This is a genomic window from Pseudoduganella sp. R-31 (genome assembly GCF_049913235.1).
Taxonomy (GTDB): domain Bacteria; phylum Pseudomonadota; class Gammaproteobacteria; order Burkholderiales; family Burkholderiaceae_D; genus Rugamonas.
Window position 1 is genome coordinate 3,323,635 of the sequence record NZ_CP183986.1, and the last position, 16,959, is coordinate 3,340,593.

A 16,959-nucleotide genomic window follows, 5' to 3' on the forward strand; every position below is an offset into this window, starting at 1 on the left:
GAATCATGGACAAGACGTTGATCGCCGCGTTGCAGCGCGAGGCGCGGCCATTGGAAACAGCGGAGGACCTGGACTACCTGCTCGACTGCATCGGCGACGCTTCGCTGGTGCTGCTGGGCGAAGCCACCCACGGCACCCAGGAGTTCTACCGCCTGCGCGCCGACATCAGCAAACGTCTGATCGTCGACAAGGGTTTCGACGCCATCGCGGTCGAAGCCGACTGGCCGGACGCCTTGCGCGTCAGCCGCTACGTGCAGCATGGCGGCGACGACATGAGCGCCGACCAGGCGCTGTCAGGATTCAAGCGCTTTCCACAATGGATGTGGCGCAACCATGAAATCGTGGAGCTGGTGAACTGGCTGCGGGTGCACAACCACCACGTCGCCAGTCCGGCGCGCCGTTGCGGTTTCTATGGCCTGGACTTGTACAGCCTGCAGCAATCGATGCATGCGGTGATCGACTACCTCGACCAGGCCGACCCGGAAGCGGCGGCCCGCGCGCGCCAGCGTTACGGCTGCATCGACCACTTCGCGGAAGACCCGCAGCGCTACGGCTACGCCACCAGCTTTGGCATGAAGCCCGATTGCGAGGCCGAAGTGCTGCGCCAGCTGGTCGACATGAACCGCACGGCCAACGAACACCTGCGCACCGGCACGGTGCCGGATGAATTCTTCTACGCCCAGCAGAACGCGCGCGTGACCCGCAATGCGGAGGTGTATTACCGCGCCATGTTCAAGGGCCGCGACGAATCGTGGAATGTGCGCGATTCGCACATGGCGGAAACCCTGCAGGCACTGCGCGAGCACCTGGGCCAGAGCATCGGCCGGCCGGCACGCGTCGTGGTGTGGGCGCATAACTCGCACCTGGGCGACGCGCGCCACACCGAAATGGGCAGGCATGGCCAGTTGAACCTGGGGCAACTGGTCCGCGAGCGTTACCGGCCGCAGGACAGCTTCCTGCTTGGCTTTACCACGCATGCGGGCAGCGTGACGGCGGCCAGCGACTGGGATGGCCCGGCCGAGCTGAAATCCATCGTGCCGTCCAGGCCCGACAGCGTGGAACGCGTGCTGCACGAGGTGGGCATGCCGGCCTTCCTGTTGCCGCTGCGCGGGCGCAACCGCGCCTTGGCGCGGGCAGGCGGTCGCTTGCTGGAAAGGGCGATCGGAGTGATCTACCGGCCGGATACCGAGCGCATGAGCCACTACTTCCGGGCGGACGCGGAGCATCAGTTCGATGCGTTGATCCACATCGACCGTACCACGGCACTCAGGCCGCTGGAGCGTTCAGCTCTGTGGCGCCACGAGGAACCGGCCGAGACTTACCCATCCGGCTTGTAGCGCGACCAGGGTTGCCAGGTTCGCGATGACCGTGAGCCAGAACTTGAGCAGGAATGAGGTTTTGGAAGACTTGTGGCGCAGCAGCTGCTGCGCCGCGAGAGCGCCGGGCCAGCCGCCGGCCAGGACAAGCAAGAGCAGCGTGCGCTCGGGCGTGCGCCGGCGGCCACGGCGGGCGGCCGACTTGTCGAGCGCATAGGCGATGAAGCAGGCCGCGCTGGCGATGGCATACAGCGCGGCGATGCACAGCATCAGAAGTAGTTCAGGCCCAGTGCGGCCTTGACTTCATCGGTGGTGCGGGCGGCAACTTCGCGCGCGCGCATGGTGCCTTCCTTCAGCACCTGCATGATGTAGCCCTTGTCCTTGGCCAGTTCTTCGCGGCGGGCGCGGATCGGGGCCAGCATGTCCTGCAGCACGGCTTCCAGGCGCTTCTTGACGACGGAGTCGCCCAGGCCGCCGCGCACGTAGTGGTCCTTCATCTCCTGCAGGCTGGCCTTGTCGGTGTCGAAGGCATCGAGGTAGATGAAGGCGACGTTGCCCTCCAGGTGGCCAGGGTCCGACACTTTCAGGTGCAGCGGGTCGGTGTAGACCATTTTCACTGCAGCCGTGATTTCGGCGGCGCTGGCGCCCAGGTTGATCACGTTGCCCAGCGACTTGGACATTTTTGCCTTGCCGTCGATGCCAGGCAGGCGGCCCACTTCCGGCACCACGGCCTTGCACTCGACCAGGATGTCCTTGTTGGCCAGGCGGTTGAACTTGCGCACGATCTCGTTGGTCTGCTCGATCATCGGGATCTGGTCTTCGCCGACCGGCACGATGGTTGCCTTGAAGGCGGAGATGTCGGCAGCTTGCGAAGCAGGGTAGGTCAGGAAGCCGGCCGGAATGTCGCGTTCAAAGCCGCGCAGCACGATTTCCTGCTTCACGGTCGGGTTGCGCTCCAGGCGCGCGACGGTGACCATGTTCAGGTAATAGAAAGTCAGTTCGGCCAGCTCCGGGATTTGCGACTGGATCAGGATGGTCGACTTGGCCGGGTCGATGCCGCAAGCCATGTAGTCCAGCGCCACTTCCACCACATTACGGTGCACCTTGTTGGTGTCTTCCATATTGTCGGTCAGCGCCTGCGAGTCGGCCAGCATGATGAATTGCTGGTAGTCGTCCTGGTAGGAAACGCGGTTGCGCAGGCTGCCGACAAAGTGGCCGAGGTGCAAGGGCCCGGTCGGACGGTCGCCGGTCAGGATGATGGGTTTGGAATTGGATGCTGGCTGGCTCATAGGGTTCTTTCTCTTGCCCCTACCGATTGCGCCAAGAAAAACGCCACCTGGTCAGAGGCGGCGCTGATATTAAAATCACATCACTTTACAGTGGCCGCGCTATGTCAGCGGCGCCACCAATTGCGGGAAAACAGATGTGATTGGATAAATTTCATCCCGCAATGGTTACAGTTCAGCGCGGCCCTGTCAAGCCCGCTTAATAGCGGTTGGGGTTGTTGGGGCGCTCGTCCACCCGGTTAGGGACGCCGTCGTTGTCGCGATCGCGGTCGTAGCGGTTGGGGATGCCGTCACGGTCACGGTCGCCGCGCTCCCAGCGGCCGCGCTCCATGCGCCAGCGACCATTGTCCATCTGGGCCCAGGCCGGTTCGCGCCAGTAATAGCCGTGGCGGGCGCGCACGTATTTGCCGTTGACCCAGACGTGGCGGTGGCCGTTCCAGCGCCAATAGCCCGGCGTCCAGACAAAGCCGGCGCGGGCCGGGGGAACGACTTCATCGCGTGGTGGCGGCGGAGCAACACGTACCACGACCACATCGGCGCTGGCAGTTGGCGCCAGGGCCAGGCCGCCGCCCAGGGAACTTGCCAGAAGGGTGGCAATGAGCAATTTTTTCATGATTGGCTCCTTCCATTTCATCATAGTGGCCATTGTTGCTGGGACTGCCGCGGCCGTATGTGCGCGCACTAGCTTTCATATCAGCATTGATTTTCTAGTAATATTGCGAAGTTCATGCCCCACCGGAGTTCCCATGCGTTCTTGCCTCACCCTTATTTCCTTGCTGCTGGCCTCCCATGCAGGCGCGCAAACCTCGCCAATGGCGCCGGATATCGTGTCCGGCTTCGAGGCGCCGCAAGAGCAGGCGGATTACGTCAAACGCGTGGTGATGATCCCGATGCGCGATGGCGTGCGCCTGCATACCGTGATCGTGGTGCCGAAGGGCGCCAGCAAGGCGCCGATCATCCTGACCCGTACGCCCTACAACGCTGATGGCCGCGCGCGTCGCAATGTCAGCCCCTATATGCAGTCCTCGCTGCCGCAGGGCGACGAAGTATTCGGGCGCGATTTCATCCGCGTGTTCCAGGACGTGCGCGGCAAATACGGCTCCGAGGGCGATTACGTGATGAACCGCCCCGTGCGCGGCCCGTTGAATACCAGCCAGACCGATCATGGCACCGATGCCTGGGACACCATCGACTGGCTGGTGAAAAACGTGCCGGAAACGAACGGCAAGGTAGGCATGATCGGTTCTTCGTATGAAGGCTTTACCGTCCTGATGGCGCTGACCGAGCCGCATCCGGCGCTGAAAGCGGCGGTGCCAATGAGCGCGATGGTGGACGGCTGGCGCGGCGACGACTGGTTCCACAATGGCGCCTTCCGCGTCAATACGCTGGACTACATCGCCAGCCAGAATACGGTGAAGGGCCGCGGCGAGCCGCTGGCGACCGGGGCTTATGACGATTACGACGTGGTGCTGCGCGGCGGTTCGGTGGCTGGCCTGGCGCGCAAATATGGGCTGGACCAGCTCAATTTCACCAGGAAGCTGTTCGAGCATCCCGCTTACGACAGCTTCTGGCAGGAGCAGGCGCTGGACCGCATCCTGGCCAAGCGTCCTTTATCCGTGCCGACCATGCATGTAGTAGGGCAGTGGGACCAGGAAGATATCTACGGCACTTACGCGACTTATGCAGCGCTGGAAAAGCAGGACAAGGACAATAAGCTGAATTTCCTCGCGGTCGGGCCATGGCGTCACAGCGGCGTCAATTACGACGGCTCCTCGCTGGGCGCCTTGCAGTTCACCGGCGATACGGCGCTGGAATTCCGGCGCGATGTGATGGTGCCGTTCCTGAAGCAATACCTGGTTGACGGCGCGCCAGCCGCGGACACGCCACCGGTACTGAGCTACCAGACCGGCAGCAACCAGTGGCAGCGACTGGCGCAATGGCCGGCGTCGTGCGCGTCGGGCTGCGCGTCGGCGGCAAAGGCGCTCTATCTGCAGGATGGCTTCAAGCTGTCTTGGTCGCTGGCGGGCAATGCCAAGGGCTTCGACGAGTATGTGGCCGATCCGGCCAAGCCGGTGCCTTTCGTGCCGCGTCCTGTACGCATGGGCGATGAAAACGTGTGGAAGCCCTGGCTGGTGCAGGACCAGCGCTTCGTCAGCGACCGTACCGACGTGTTGAGCTATGTGTCGGAACCCTTGAAAGAGCCGCTGGTGCTGTCCGGCGCGCCTCAGGTGCACTTGCTGGCGTCGACCTCGGGCAGCGACGCGGACTGGGTGGTCAAGGTGATCGACGTATACCCCGACGAGGTGCCGTCGCAGCCCAAACTGGGGGGCTACCAGCTGCCGCTGTCGATGGATATCCTGCGCGGGCGCTATCGCGACAGCTTCGAGAAGCCGTCGGCTATCCCGTCGAACAAGCCGGTGCAGTTCAACTTCGCACTGCCGCCGGTGAACCACGTCGTGCAGCCGGGACATCGCTTGATGATCCAGGTGCAGTCAAGCTGGTTCCCGCTATATGACCGTAATCCGCAGACCTTCGTGCCGAACATCTTCCTCGCTGCGCCGGGCGACTACAAGAAGGCGACGCAGCGCGTGTTCCATGGCAGCTCGGTAGAGTTGCCGGTGGTGGGTAAGCAATGAATCTCGTACATGCCCGATAGGAGCGTTGATGGAATTTCGCTGGACTGACTCGACCGAAAAGCTCGACTGGGAAGAAATGTCGGAGCTGTATCGCATCGCACCTCTTGGCATCAAGAGCGGCGAGTGGCTGAAGACCGGTTATTCGAACAGCATGTTCAAGTGCATTGCGTTCGACGGCGAACGAATCGTCGCCGCGGGGCGCGCTGTTGCCGACGGCGTCGATTGCTCCTATCTCTGCGACATTGTGGTTCACCCGGCTTACCAGGGTTCGGGGCTCGGGAAGGAGCTCATACAAAGACTGGTCGACCTGTCCCGGGGCCACCGAAAGATCATCCTGTATGCCGTTCCTGGGAAAGAGCCATTCTATGAAAAGTTCGGATTTCGCCGCATGAACACGGCCATGGCGATATTTGCGGACCCTCAGAAGGCGGCCGCAGACGGCTATACAGAGTGAGATGTACTCATATTTTATGAACTCTAGAAAGGAGGTTCGTTCAAATGCTGCACACAGCTAACTGCCGAATCACACAAAATGGAGCAACATATGCAAGTACATATCTTCAGAGGTCCCGGCCGCATCTTCGGCTTTACCGCACAACCATCGGGTGAAAACCTGCCACGGAAGTATGCGCCATGGTCGGAATTCAGGACCATCGAGCTTCGCAAGGGCGAGCATACACCGGGTGTTGATGCGAACGAATGCCTGGATGACATCGAGACTTATGGAGTGCACGTCACCGATGCGCACTCCCGAATCACTGAGGAAGCAATTCGTTAAGCGGTTCCCGCTACATGCTTCTGAATTGCGGCCGGGAAGGCCTGCGCTGGTGGCCTAACCCCACCGTTTACCGGTCTGTTGCGACGTATTGCGGCTGACCGGCACTTTGGGTCGCTTCGAAGGAGAAGAAGTTGCAGACCGTCCCATGCGTACTTTCAGGTCAAGTCTTATTAGCTACTATAGTTGAATGATTATGCGACGTCTCACGAAGGTCGAGGACCTGTTTCAAGTTGCCGGACTAGGTCTGATCGTCGTCCCAGGTCCATCGAGAACAGAAGTGGCGGGCGGGGCCAATATTCCTGTCGAACTCCGCCTTCCAGATGGATCAGTCCTGCACGCGCATGCGACACTACGACACGTTTTCCAGTCGCCTCCGCCACCACCGGCTGTGGCAGCGCAGTGGGTTTGCATTCTATCGGGAGTATTAAAAGAAAATGTTCCTATCGGTACCGAAGTCTGGAGCTGCAATGTTGCATGACCCATCGCTCCGGCGGTCCGCCCATTGTCATCGCTGGAAATCACAAAAATGAGTTACAGATTTCATTTCACCTTTGAAGCGGATTGGCGCAGTGCTCCGGGAGCATACTGGGTGCACGTGCCGGCCGCTGATGACCCTGGAACATTTATTCCTTCGGCACCGAGGGAGGTGCCGCATAAGGGCTTCGCCATGCTGCATGTGGAGTTCGATGTATTCGATCTGTGGTTTAGTTCCCAAGCCCAAATCGACCATTACATAGAGGTTCTTTCGATGACCGCTTTGCCAACTACTCGCCAGCTTTCGAGGTCCCGCGGTGTCGGAGCAGGACCTAATCAACATTGGTTAAGCCGCCTTCCCGGTAGGCTAAAATCTTCGCGGGTACGCCCGGCGCTGGTAAAGGCGCTTCGCGAAGCGAGGGAGTTTGCGACCGCAAACTCGCCCAGTAATGCTTTCCATCTGTACTCGAAAGAGGGGACCGCATAATGCCTCGCGGGCAGCTCTTGGCCGCGTTTATTGTCGGCGGGCAAGCCAAACGACGACACTGATATGCACATAGGGACCTTTTAATTGCTACGCATACTGCCATTTCTCGTACTGCTTCTCTGGTCTTCGATTGCGCTTGCCAAGGATATCTTCATTCATTCGCATCATCCGGTCTCGAAGAGGTTCGCGATCTTCGAAGATAATGAGACGGTTGCCTATCTTTACTTAACAAAACCAGGTACGCAGCGGCCGGAGAAAGATGCCGTTGCTTACTCCCGCGTCCCGCCAGCTCCAGAAGTGGATTGGAACGTCATTGGGCAGACCGGCGAAGTGCCTCCGCTTCCAAGAGACGTCGCGAGCTCTCAAGCGCTCATTCGAAATCCGCGTGAACAGGAGTTCACATTTAAATGGTCCTCTAGCGGCGAGGCAGTAGCGTTGCTACGCAGCGGAGTTCCCATTGCCTTCGCAGCTGCGTCAGAAAAATTTGGATACTCAAAGGCGGTTTCAAAATCCAGCCACCTTGCCAATGCATGGGACCAGAAACGTTACGACGCCATCTTCGGGAAATAGCTTGTCGAGGGAGAAGAACCAAACTGTTCGCTGTCGCTAACTGCCGCTTAAGTCATAACTCTTATCGACGACCGGGAGAAATACAATTGAAGTCTTCACTGCTCTTTCTTACGGCGTTTGCGTATGCTGCCGTTAGCGCGGCCGAGCCGCCTTACACCTTCATCGAAGGCAAGGTGCCCGAAGATGTGCAGCCGGATGGGAATTCGATTGTGTTCGAGGGCCCAAAGGAGATCCTGGTGATCGATACCGGCCGTCATCCAGAGCACACCGACAAGATCATCGCCGTTGCAAAGGCGCGAAATAAACCCATCACGGCCATCATCAACACGCACTGGCACCTCGATCATGCGACCGGCAATGCTCGCATCCGTTCTGCCTATCCTGGCGCGAAGCTTCACGCAAGTACGGCTGTCGAGGAGGCGTTGCAAGGCTTCTTGATCCGGAATGTCGAAAAGGCGAAAGCGAGGCTGGAAGATCCATCGGTGCCCGAACCGCGCAAGGCCGATACGCGGCTGTACCTGAACGCGATCAACGATCCTGCCAACCTGGTCCCCGACCAGCCAGTCAAGGGAGCGATGTCGATAAATGTTGGCGACCGCAAACTGCAACTGCATCTGGCCAAATACGCGGCAACCGAAGGCGACGTCTGGGTCCATGATCCGGCCAGCAAGACCGTGTTCGTTGGTGACCTGGTGGTTGTGCCGTTGCCATTCTTTGATACGGGCTGTGCGGAAGGCTGGCGGCAGGCGCTTGCTGAGATCGACAAAGTTGATTTCCAGACCTTGGTGCCGGGTCATGGCTTGCCGATGGATCACGCCGCGTTCTCCAATTACCGTAGCGCGTTTGATGCATTCACCGCTTGCGCCGGAAGCAGTCAGCCTACGGCTAGCTGCGTCGCAATCTGGATGCAGAAGGGGGCGGCCTTCGTGGCCATGCATCCGGACCCCAAGTATTCGGAAGCTGCGCTTGCGTACTATGTTGACCAGGTATTGCGCATACCCGCCAAGCGCGCTGAATATTGCGGCAATCCGAATGAAGCCGCTCGATGAGCCCATCATGGATACTCCCGGTGTGCGAGCTCACCGGCCAGTGGCGCAGGCTTTCCGGGCGAAATTAGTCGGGCGGAGCGTCCTCCTGGCGGCGGTATCGCTGGCGCCGGTCCAGTGTGGGGATATCCCTGGCGGCAGCCGTCGAGGCAGTGGAAGCTGGCTGGTGGCGGGCTTGTGTGCGGATGGGCGGTACTCGGGGAGGCGTGGACGCCTGGCCGGTGCAGGCCCAGTGGTCGGTGGCAGCACGGTCGAAAATCCAGCCGGTGTCTCCGCGGGCAGCGGCGGTGCAAGCGTTTGCGCAGGCGCGGTTCGCAAGACGGGCATCCTTTCCAGTTCGCGGCGATAGGCATCGGCGCGCTTCCAGTTGTTTTCGTGAGGAAATAGCAGTGCCACTTCTGCCCAGGCACTGCGCGAAATGCCTTTGCAGCGGCAGATGAAAGCATGCGGCGAAACTGGTTCGCCTTGATGGATGATGGAATCCCCAAGGACTTCGGCATATGCGAAGCTTGTACGGTTCCAGGCACGCAATTGAGTGCCTTCTGGCAGGAAAACGGTTTTACACTGGTAGCCGCGATGGCGGATGGCCGGTCCTTTGCCCAGCTCGCCACGGGTAAGCCACTCCTCGATCGCTAATGCCGCCAGTTCGCCGGCGCTCGCCTCGCCGGGACTGGCTTCAACATATTGCAATAGCCGGCACAAGGTACCGGCGGGTAACGCCAGAGTCGCTATGTCTTTCATGCTGTTTTCCTCCGCTGTTTTGCGCTGAAACGCGCTGTTTTCCGCTGCTCTTGTCTTGGACCGGGTCGTGCAGAGAGAGTTCCAGAAAAAGCAGCGGAAAACAGCGGAAAACAGCAGAAAACAGCGCGTCATTTCAGCGGAAACGCCATAGGCAGCCAGGTCGATTTACCTGTACCTGTGCCGGGTGCCGCGATCTATGCCAGACGCATCAGGACGGCGCCGGCGGCGATGGCTGCAATGGCGAGGGCGCGCTTGCTGCCTATGCGTTCGGACAGGAAGAATTTGGCGATCAGTGCGGCAAACAGGATCGAAGTTTCGCGCAGGGCTGCGACGGCGGCGAGCGGGGCGACCGTCATTGCCCACAAGGCCAGGCCGTATGCCCCAAGTGTGCCGGCGCCGCCGAGGATGGCGACATGCCAGAATTGCCAGGCGTAGGCGTGCAGTTCACGCGGACAGCGGAACAGGCACCAGGCCAGCAGCCCGATGGCGCTCAGAACGTGCAGCCACATCACATAAGCTGCGGGAGCGGCGGAGGCGCGGGCGCCGAGGCCGTCGAGCAGCGTATAAGCGGCGATGACCAGGGCATTCAGCAAGGCGTAGGCGCTTGAGCGGCGGCGAGAACCTGCATCTGCGCCGTCGCCGTCAGCGGGACGTGTAGCGAACCAAAGGCCGAAGATGCCGCCGCTGATGCACGCTACGGCGGCGCATTGGGGCGTGCTAAGGTGCTCGCCCAGCAGGGGCACGCTGGCGATGGCGACCAGCAGCGGGGCGCTGCCGCGCATCAGCGGATACGCGTGGCTCATGTCGCCGTGGCGGTAGGCTGCCGCGAGCAAGCCGTAGTAAGCGTAGTGGATGACCGTGGAGGCCAGCGCGTAAGGCCAGCTAGCGGCGGCGGGTTGTGCGAGGAAGGGCAGCAGCGGCAGCGAGATCAGTGCGGCGCCGCTGGCCACCAGCACGCTGCTCAGGAAGGGATCGCGGCCTTTCTTGACCAGCGCATTCCAGCCGGCGTGCAGCAGCGCGCCGCACAGGACGATGGCGACTACCGAGGGCGCCATCAGCGGGGCCGCACGCTTTCGGCGAGGATTTCCGGGCGGTGGTAGCGCTGGAAGCCTTCCATTACCACGTTCGATTTGGCGGCGCGTTCCAGCAGCTCGAGCAGCAGGGCGCGGTCATCCGGGTCCAGCGAAGACCGGGAAACGTAGACGCCGGTCTGCTGCCATGGCAGTTCGGGAATCGGCTCCATGCGCAGCCGGTCCAGCATGCCGTTCACGCGTGCTTCCCGGTTGATGGCGCCGGCCAGGATGGTCGGCCCCATGATCGTGAGGTCCACCGCGCCAACGTATAGCAGGCGAGCGACTGCGCTCGGCTCCACTTCGGTGAACAGGCGGCCCTGGCGCGCCAGCTCGCGCACGATGGCCTGGTAGGCGTCGCCATAGTCGTAGCCGCGGACAATTGCCACGCGCAGGTCGCGCCGGTCCAGCAAGTCCTGGGCATTGGCAATTTGCGGCCGCGGGCTTTGCAGGGAAATCAGTACGGCGCGGTGCCCCACCATCGGCACGAAGATGCCGCTGACGTCGCGCGCCGGTGTGCGGGTGGCCGGCACCAGCAGGTCGGCCTTGCCGGACTCGAACAGCAGTTCCTGCCGGGCGCGCGGGACCGAGCTGAAAACGAAGTGGCAGCCTGCGCGCGGGCCAAGGCTGCGGAATATCTCCGGATAGATTCCGCTGTATGTCCCGTTGTTGACGATGACGCTGACACCGGTGGTCGATACCGGCACCACGATGTCGCGCGAGCAGTCGGCATGGGACGGCAAAGCCGCCGCCGCCAGCGGCAGGGCGGCGAGCAACTGGCGGAAGAAGCTGTGCGCGCGTCCGGTCATGGGCTGATTATGCGCCTGTTTCCGAAGTCGCCGTCGTGGCCATATGGTGTTGGCGGAAGTAGCGCCGGGCGACGTAGATGCCGACCGCCTGCATCGCCGCGCACAGGAAGAAGGTGCTGCCGATGCGCCAGTCGCTCGGGGGCAGGTGGCTGACCGTGCCGAGGATGGCGCCGCCCAGCAAAGGCATGATCACCGTACCAAGGCTGCTGATCGACTGCAGGGAGCCCATCAGTTCGCCCTGTTCGTTGGCCGGCGTCGCCTTGGACACGATGCCTTGCAGCGCCGGGCCGGCGGCGAAGGCCAGCAGGTTGCACAGGATGAAGACATACATCATCCAGCCGTGCGTGGCTAGGCCATACAGCATGTAGGTGATGGCGCCCGAGGTCAGGCCCAGCAGCGACAGGCGTACCTCGCCGAACTTGCGGATCAAGACGCCGAGCAGGCCGGCCTGCACCACGGCTGCCGTCAGGCCAACGCAGAACAGCGCAGCGCCGTTCTCCGCCGGGCTCCAGCCGAAGCGGAAGTGGGTGTACAGCACCCAGGTCGACTGCAGCATCATTTGCGCGCCGGTCACCAGGGCGAACGTGATGACCAGGCCGCGGATATCCTGGCGCCGGGCCAGCTTGGCCAGCGAGTTGAACGGGTTGACCGACACCAGCTTGAATTTGGTGCGCTGTGCTTCCGGCAGCGATTCGGGCACGAAGAAGTAGCCGTAGATGAAGTTGGCGAACGATAGCGCCGCTGCGACGTAGAAAGGCAGGTGCAGGTTGACGTCGCCCAGCAAGCCGCCCAGCATCGGCCCGCAGATGAAGCCCAGGCCGAAAGTGGCGCCGATTTTGCCGAAGCTCTTGGCGCGGTCTTCATGGCTGGAGATGTCGGAAGCATACGCGGAGGCGACCGACATGCTGGCCGAGGACATGCCCCCGATCACGCGGCCGATGAAAAGGCAGGCCAGGTTGGGCGCCCAGGCGGTGGTCAGGAAGTTGATGCCCATGCCGGCCATGGAATACAGCAGCACGGGACGGCGGCCGACCCGGTCGCTGATCGCCCCCAGCATCGGCATGAAGATGAACTGCAGCAGGCCGAAGGTGGCGCCCAGGATGCCGTACCACAGCGCGTGCAGTTCACGGTCCTGCACATACTGGCCGACCAGGATCGGCAGCACCGGCACGATGATCCCGATGCCCAGCATGTCGATGAAGATGCTGACGAGGACGAAGTTCAGGTTGCCTTTCGATCTGGTGTCTGGCGCAAGCTCGCTCATGCTGCCACCGCCCATTCTGCGACGAAGCTGTCGCGAAAGGCCAGCAGCTCCTGCAGGCGCCGTTCGCCCAGCGCGCGGCCGGCGGCGGTCTGCATGGTGCCGGGCAGGGTGGCCAGCTTTACCTCAATGTGGTCCAGCGAATAGGCCTTGTCATTGCGCTCGCGGTTCAGCGCGAGCGGATCGTCCGGGTGCGCCAGCGCGGTGCCCATGCGGCCTGCAATGTAGAACATGCGTGCGAGGCCGACGGCGCCCAGCGCATCCAGCCGGTCGGCATCCTGCACGATGCGCGCTTCCAGCGTGATCGGCTGCAGCGCGGCGGAAAAGCTGTGGGTTTCGATGGCGTGGGCGACCGCATCCAGGCGCTCGGCCGGAAAGCCGGCTTCGGCCAGTTGGGCGCGCGCCAGCACGGCAGCCTGGCGCGAGGCGAGGTGGCGTTCCGGGTGGTTCTTCGGCAGGTTGACCAAGTCGTGCAGGTAGCAGGCGGCCATCACGACCAGGCGGTCGGCGCCGGGATGCTGTTCCAACAACAGGCTGGCGTTGCGCCACACCCGGTGCAAATGGTTGGTATCGTGGGCGCCGTCGTCGCCCGCCGCTGCGCTGGCCAGCGCGACCAGGCGCGGCTGCCAAGTGCTCAGAGAGATATCCATAAAACCTTGTTTCGTTTTTAGCTGCGCAATTGTGCCATGTATTTATCGCAAGCTTGTATGTTTCTCTAGAGCAAAATTCTTGGTGATTATTTTATTGGTCTACGGTAACATTATGCTGTCATCGTTCATAAGTGAAAAATTATCATGACTACAACCACCAGCCAAGCTGCCGAGTTCCTGGCCTTTACCCTGGGCCAGGAAGAATACGGCATCGACATCCAGAAGGTCAGCGAGATTCGCAGCTACGAGAACCCGACCCGCATCGCCAGCGCGCCGGACTACGTGAAAGGCGTGATCAACCTGCGCGGCCTGATCGTGCCGATCATCGACATGCGCGTGCGCTTCCAGCTTGGCGAGCCGACCTACGGCCCGTTCACCGTGGTCATCATCCTGCACATCGGCAGCCGCACCGTGGGCATCGTGGTGGACGCCGTTTCCGACGTGACGACCCTGCAGCCGGAGCAGATCAAGGCGGCGCCCGACATCAGCGGATCGATGGATACTGAATACATCACCGGCCTGGGCACCATCGATGACCGCATGCTGATCCTGGTTGATATTGAACGCCTGATGTCTTCGGCTGACATGGGCCTGATCGAGAAGATGGCGGCATGAACTTCCTGAACAACCTGAGCATCGGCAAGCGCCTGGCATTTGGCTTTGCGGTGACGCTTGCATTGTCGATCGTGATTGCCGCCCTCGGCGTCTGGCGCCTGCAGCAAGTGGCCGGCGCCACGCGCCATATGATGGAGACGCCGCTGGCGAAAGAGCGCATGATCTCCGACTGGTATTCGAAGATCGACAGTGCGATCCGCCGCACCACGGCAATTGCCCGCAGCAGCGACGCCTCGCTGGGCTCCTTCTTTGCCGAGGAATCGAAAGTATCGAGCGCCACCTCGGCCGAGCTGCAAAAGAAAATCGAACCGCTGATCAGCGACGCCGACGAGAAAGCCTTGTGGGAGCGCGTGATGGAGCAGCGCAAGGCGTACATCGCTTCGCGCGACAAGGTGGCCAAGCTGAAGACCGACGGTGAGCTGGAACAGGCAAACGAAGTCTTCGAGAAGACCTACCGCCCGGCTGCCGCGCAGTACCAGGAGCTGGTGCAGGACCTGCTGTCGATGCAGCGCGGGAAGATCGACGCCATCGGCAAGGAAATCGACAGTATTTCTTCCACCAGCCGCAAGCTGTTGACGGTATTGGCGGTGCTGGCCGTGGTCTTCGGCGCGGCGTGCGCCTTTATGCTCACCAAGGGCATCACCACGCCGCTGTCGCGCGCAGTCGATGCGGCGCGCCGCGTGGCGGCGGGCGACCTGACCGGCGACATCCGCGTGCACGGCAGCGATGAAACCGGCCAGCTGCTGGGCGCCTTGCGCGACATGAACCAGGCCTTGCTGAACATCGTCAGCGAAGTGCGCAACGGCACCCATTCGATCACGATTGCATCCAGCGAGATCGCGGCCGGCAACCAGGACCTGTCGGCGCGCACCGAGCAGCAGGCCGCGTCGCTGGAAGAAACCGCCTCGTCGATGGAAGAGCTGACGTCGACTGTCAAGCAGAATGCCGACAATGCGCGCCAGGCCAACCAGTTGGCCGGGGCCGCGGCTTCGGTGGCGCGCAAGGGCGGCAGCGTGGTGTCGGAAGTGGTGGGCACCATGGAGTCGATCGATGCCTCTTCGCGCAAGATCGTGGACATCATCGCCGTGATCGACGGCATCGCGTTCCAGACCAACATCCTGGCGCTGAATGCCGCGGTGGAAGCGGCACGCGCCGGCGAGCAGGGCCGCGGCTTCGCGGTCGTGGCATCGGAAGTGCGCAACCTGGCGCAGCGCTCGGCAGCGGCAGCGAAAGAGATCAAGGAATTGATCGGCGACTCGGTCGAGAAGGTCAATGCCGGGACGCGCCTGGTGTCGGACGCGGGTAACACGATGGAAGAAATCGTCTCCAGCGTGCAGCGCGTGTCGGACATCATCAGCGAGATCACTGCCGCCAGCGCCGAGCAGAGCTCCGGCATCGATGAAGTCTACAAGGCTGTCGGCCAGATGGACCAGGTCACGCAGCAGAATGCCGCCCTGGTGGAAGAAGCGGCAGCTGCCGCCGAATCCATGCAGCACCAGGCCAGCAACCTGGCTGACGTGGTCAGCGTGTTCAAGGTGCGCTAAGCGGCGCCTGCGCGGATGGCCTGTTGCGACAGGCGGTCCGCATCGCCATTCCTGTGGCGCGGCACCCAGCGCACGTTCACCAGCGTCAGTGCCGCCATCAAATGCCCCACGCGGGCGCGATGTTCTTCCAATGCTTTGGCGCCAGCCTGCGGCGACAGCAGCACATCCTGCACCACCACCTGGCTGTCGCCGTACACCAGCAGTTCCGCTACGCCCAGTTCCACCGCCTTTTCCAGGGCGGCGATCAGGGCCAGGTATTCGGCGTCGCCGCTGCTGCCGTGGCCTGCGCGGCGGCATATTTCCACGCGTTCGCCGGCCGGGCCGGACAACAGCACGCCGATGCCGATGCGGCCCGGATTGGGATGGGCGGAGCCGTCGAACCAGGCGCGCCATGCTGCGGGAGAGGCGGCGACGGGCTGGCGCGCGAGTTTTTCAGCGCGCGCACGTTCTTGTCTTATCTGCATAGGTGAAGGGGCATGAAAAGGCCGCCTGGACCGCGCAACAGGCTGTTGCGGGCCAGGCGGCCATTTTCACACGCCGTTAGCGGCGGCGAGGATTGTCCGGGCGGTGGTCGTAGCGGTTGGGCACGCCGTCGCCATCGCGGTCGCGGTCATATCGGTTTGGCACGCCGTCGTTGTCGCGGTCGCGGTCATAGCGGTCCGGCACGCCGTCGTGGTCGCGGTCCCGGTAGCGGTCGCGATGGTGGTCGCGATAGTAGTAATTGTCGCGGTGGACATCGCGGTAGCCGTAGCCGGGGCCCTGGACGTAGCTTGGGCGGCTATCGTAGACGGTCCAGCCGCCTTCACGCCATCCCCAGCCGTTGTCGACACGGACCCATTGCGAAGGGGCGTAGCGGTAGCCCGGACGTTCCTGCAGCCAGTGGCCGGCGACCCAGACGTGGCGGTAGCCGTCCCAGCGCCATACGCCAGGGGCCCATACATAGCCGTAACGCGGCGGCGGCACGCTTTCAAAACGCAGTGGTGGAGGAGCGTTGCCGATCACGACGCTGAAATCAACCTGCGCCAGCGCGGCGGTCGGTGCTAATGCAACCGTGCCAAGTGCCAGGGCGGCTGCAGCGATGAGTTTCGATTTGAACATGGCTTTTCTCCTGTTTGGTGATGCGCTGAGTTCAATATACCAAGCGCTGCGAAGAGGCGAAAAGCCTGATTCAGTTTTTTACAAATCCCGCAGGGAAGTAACAATTGCTCAGATCTTGTCGCCCGGGGCAGCTTTGCGTTCTGCCGCCAGCGAGGCCTGCTTTTCCGCTTCGCTCATGCGCTTGGCAGCGACCACCACCACCGGCACCGCAGGCGCTGCCCGGGACGCGCTGGCGGCGGCAGCCGGCGCCGTCGTTTCATCGGCGCGGTTTTCAAGCACCAGGCTGGCGGCGCAGGCCAGGCCGATCATGGCGATGAACAGGGCTTCGAAATTTCGCAGGGCTTTCATGATGTTCTCCGCTTGAGGACTATCCATGTGCACACTGTATCCATGCCGCCTGCCGCCAGCCACCGGCGTGCGACAAGCGGTCCAAAACGTGGTGCGAAATGCAAAAAAGCCGGGCTTTTGCGGCCGAATCGCGAACAGAAGGGAAATCGTCCCTCATACGGAGCGAATGGATGGGCTGCCCATGTGCCAAGATAGGGAGGTGTGTAATGGGCAAATGGGCCCATGGCGCC

General features: G+C 62.2%; 19 protein-coding genes. 8 read left to right on the forward strand and 11 right to left on the reverse strand.

The features are described from left to right. The first annotated feature begins 5 nt into the window (after positions 1-5). Entirely contained in the window at positions 6-1,337 is a 1,332-nt protein-coding gene (locus ACN9MY_RS15280) for an erythromycin esterase family protein (RefSeq protein WP_426337597.1), read from the forward strand. On the opposite strand, the gene ACN9MY_RS15285 is transcribed toward ACN9MY_RS15280, so the two are convergent. The 3 genes from ACN9MY_RS15285 to ACN9MY_RS15295 form a co-directional block, all read right to left on the reverse strand. After that, positions 1,284-1,586 (reverse strand): DUF1294 domain-containing protein, encoded by a 303-nt coding sequence (locus ACN9MY_RS15285; RefSeq protein ID WP_426323476.1) that lies wholly within the window; start codon positions 1,584-1,586, stop codon positions 1,284-1,286. The genes ACN9MY_RS15280 and ACN9MY_RS15285 overlap by 54 nt on opposite strands. Then, positions 1,586-2,605 (reverse strand): tryptophan--tRNA ligase, encoded by a 1,020-nt coding sequence (gene trpS, locus ACN9MY_RS15290; RefSeq protein WP_426323478.1) that lies wholly within the window; start codon positions 2,603-2,605, stop codon positions 1,586-1,588. The genes ACN9MY_RS15285 and trpS overlap by 1 nt, the downstream gene beginning before the upstream one ends. A gap of 196 nt (positions 2,606-2,801) precedes the next feature. Beyond that, positions 2,802-3,215, reverse strand: coding sequence for a YXWGXW repeat-containing protein (locus tag ACN9MY_RS15295; RefSeq protein WP_426323480.1), 414 nt, complete (start codon positions 3,213-3,215; stop codon positions 2,802-2,804). 133 nt (positions 3,216-3,348) lie between these two features. On the opposite strand from ACN9MY_RS15295, the gene ACN9MY_RS15300 reads away from it, so the two are divergent. From ACN9MY_RS15300 to ACN9MY_RS15320, 5 genes are all read left to right on the forward strand, one after another. Beyond that, positions 3,349-5,238, forward strand: a complete 1,890-nt coding sequence (locus tag ACN9MY_RS15300) for a CocE/NonD family hydrolase (RefSeq protein WP_426323482.1) — start codon at positions 3,349-3,351, stop codon at positions 5,236-5,238. Positions 5,239-5,266: 28 nt separating this feature from the next. Continuing rightward, positions 5,267-5,692, forward strand: coding sequence for a GNAT family N-acetyltransferase (locus ACN9MY_RS15305; protein WP_426171865.1), 426 nt, complete (start codon positions 5,267-5,269; stop codon positions 5,690-5,692). Positions 5,693-5,782: 90 nt separating this feature from the next. Continuing rightward, entirely contained in the window at positions 5,783-6,016 is a 234-nt protein-coding gene (locus ACN9MY_RS15310; RefSeq protein ID WP_426171867.1) for a hypothetical protein, read from the forward strand. A gap of 1,045 nt (positions 6,017-7,061) precedes the next feature. Further along, entirely contained in the window at positions 7,062-7,547 is a 486-nt protein-coding gene (locus tag ACN9MY_RS15315) for a hypothetical protein (RefSeq protein WP_426323486.1), read from the forward strand. 86 nt (positions 7,548-7,633) lie between these two features. Beyond that, entirely contained in the window at positions 7,634-8,596 is a 963-nt protein-coding gene (locus tag ACN9MY_RS15320) for an MBL fold metallo-hydrolase (RefSeq protein WP_426337598.1), read from the forward strand. A gap of 30 nt (positions 8,597-8,626) precedes the next feature. Here ACN9MY_RS15320 and ACN9MY_RS15325 read toward each other — a convergent pair whose 3' ends face one another. The 5 genes from ACN9MY_RS15325 to ACN9MY_RS15345 all read right to left on the reverse strand — a co-directional run bounded on the left by ACN9MY_RS15325 (position 8,627) and on the right by ACN9MY_RS15345 (position 13,124). Continuing rightward, positions 8,627-9,466, reverse strand: a complete 840-nt coding sequence (locus ACN9MY_RS15325; protein WP_426337599.1) for a hypothetical protein — start codon at positions 9,464-9,466, stop codon at positions 8,627-8,629. A 62-nt stretch (positions 9,467-9,528) separates the two neighbouring features. Beyond that, a complete protein-coding gene (locus tag ACN9MY_RS15330) occupies positions 9,529-10,389 on the reverse strand; it encodes an EamA family transporter (protein ID WP_426323492.1) in 861 nt (286 codons plus the stop codon). Further along, complete coding sequence (locus ACN9MY_RS15335) at positions 10,389-11,213, reverse strand: substrate-binding periplasmic protein (protein WP_426323494.1); 825 nt, start codon at positions 11,211-11,213, stop codon at positions 10,389-10,391. The genes ACN9MY_RS15330 and ACN9MY_RS15335 overlap by 1 nt, the downstream gene beginning before the upstream one ends. A 7-nt stretch (positions 11,214-11,220) precedes the next feature. Beyond that, a complete protein-coding gene (locus ACN9MY_RS15340) occupies positions 11,221-12,477 on the reverse strand; it encodes a TCR/Tet family MFS transporter (RefSeq protein ID WP_426171877.1) in 1,257 nt (418 codons plus the stop codon). Continuing rightward, positions 12,474-13,124: an HD domain-containing protein gene (locus ACN9MY_RS15345; RefSeq protein ID WP_426323496.1), complete on the reverse strand. Its 651-nt coding sequence runs from the start codon at positions 13,122-13,124 to the stop codon at positions 12,474-12,476. The genes ACN9MY_RS15340 and ACN9MY_RS15345 overlap by 4 nt, the downstream gene beginning before the upstream one ends. A 144-nt stretch (positions 13,125-13,268) precedes the next feature. Between ACN9MY_RS15345 and ACN9MY_RS15350 the strand changes: the two genes are divergently transcribed. Together ACN9MY_RS15350 and ACN9MY_RS15355 are read left to right on the forward strand one after the other, a co-directional pair. Further along, positions 13,269-13,739: a chemotaxis protein CheW gene (locus ACN9MY_RS15350; RefSeq protein WP_426323498.1), complete on the forward strand. Its 471-nt coding sequence runs from the start codon at positions 13,269-13,271 to the stop codon at positions 13,737-13,739. Continuing rightward, positions 13,736-15,283 (forward strand): methyl-accepting chemotaxis protein, encoded by a 1,548-nt coding sequence (locus tag ACN9MY_RS15355; protein ID WP_426171883.1) that lies wholly within the window; start codon positions 13,736-13,738, stop codon positions 15,281-15,283. The genes ACN9MY_RS15350 and ACN9MY_RS15355 overlap by 4 nt, the downstream gene beginning before the upstream one ends. Here ACN9MY_RS15355 and ACN9MY_RS15360 read toward each other — a convergent pair. The 3 genes from ACN9MY_RS15360 to ACN9MY_RS15370 form a co-directional block, all read right to left on the reverse strand. Continuing rightward, positions 15,280-15,747, reverse strand: a complete 468-nt coding sequence (locus ACN9MY_RS15360) for a ribonuclease HI family protein (protein WP_426171884.1) — start codon at positions 15,745-15,747, stop codon at positions 15,280-15,282. The two genes, ACN9MY_RS15355 and ACN9MY_RS15360, sit on opposite strands and share 4 nt — an antisense overlap. A 76-nt stretch (positions 15,748-15,823) precedes the next feature. Then, complete coding sequence (locus ACN9MY_RS15365; RefSeq protein WP_426171886.1) at positions 15,824-16,381, reverse strand: YXWGXW repeat-containing protein; 558 nt, start codon at positions 16,379-16,381, stop codon at positions 15,824-15,826. 108 nt (positions 16,382-16,489) lie between these two features. Then, on the reverse strand, positions 16,490-16,729 hold the full coding sequence (locus ACN9MY_RS15370) for a hypothetical protein (protein ID WP_426171888.1): 240 nt from the start codon (positions 16,727-16,729) through the stop codon (positions 16,490-16,492). Between the last annotated feature and the right edge of the window lie 230 nt (positions 16,730-16,959).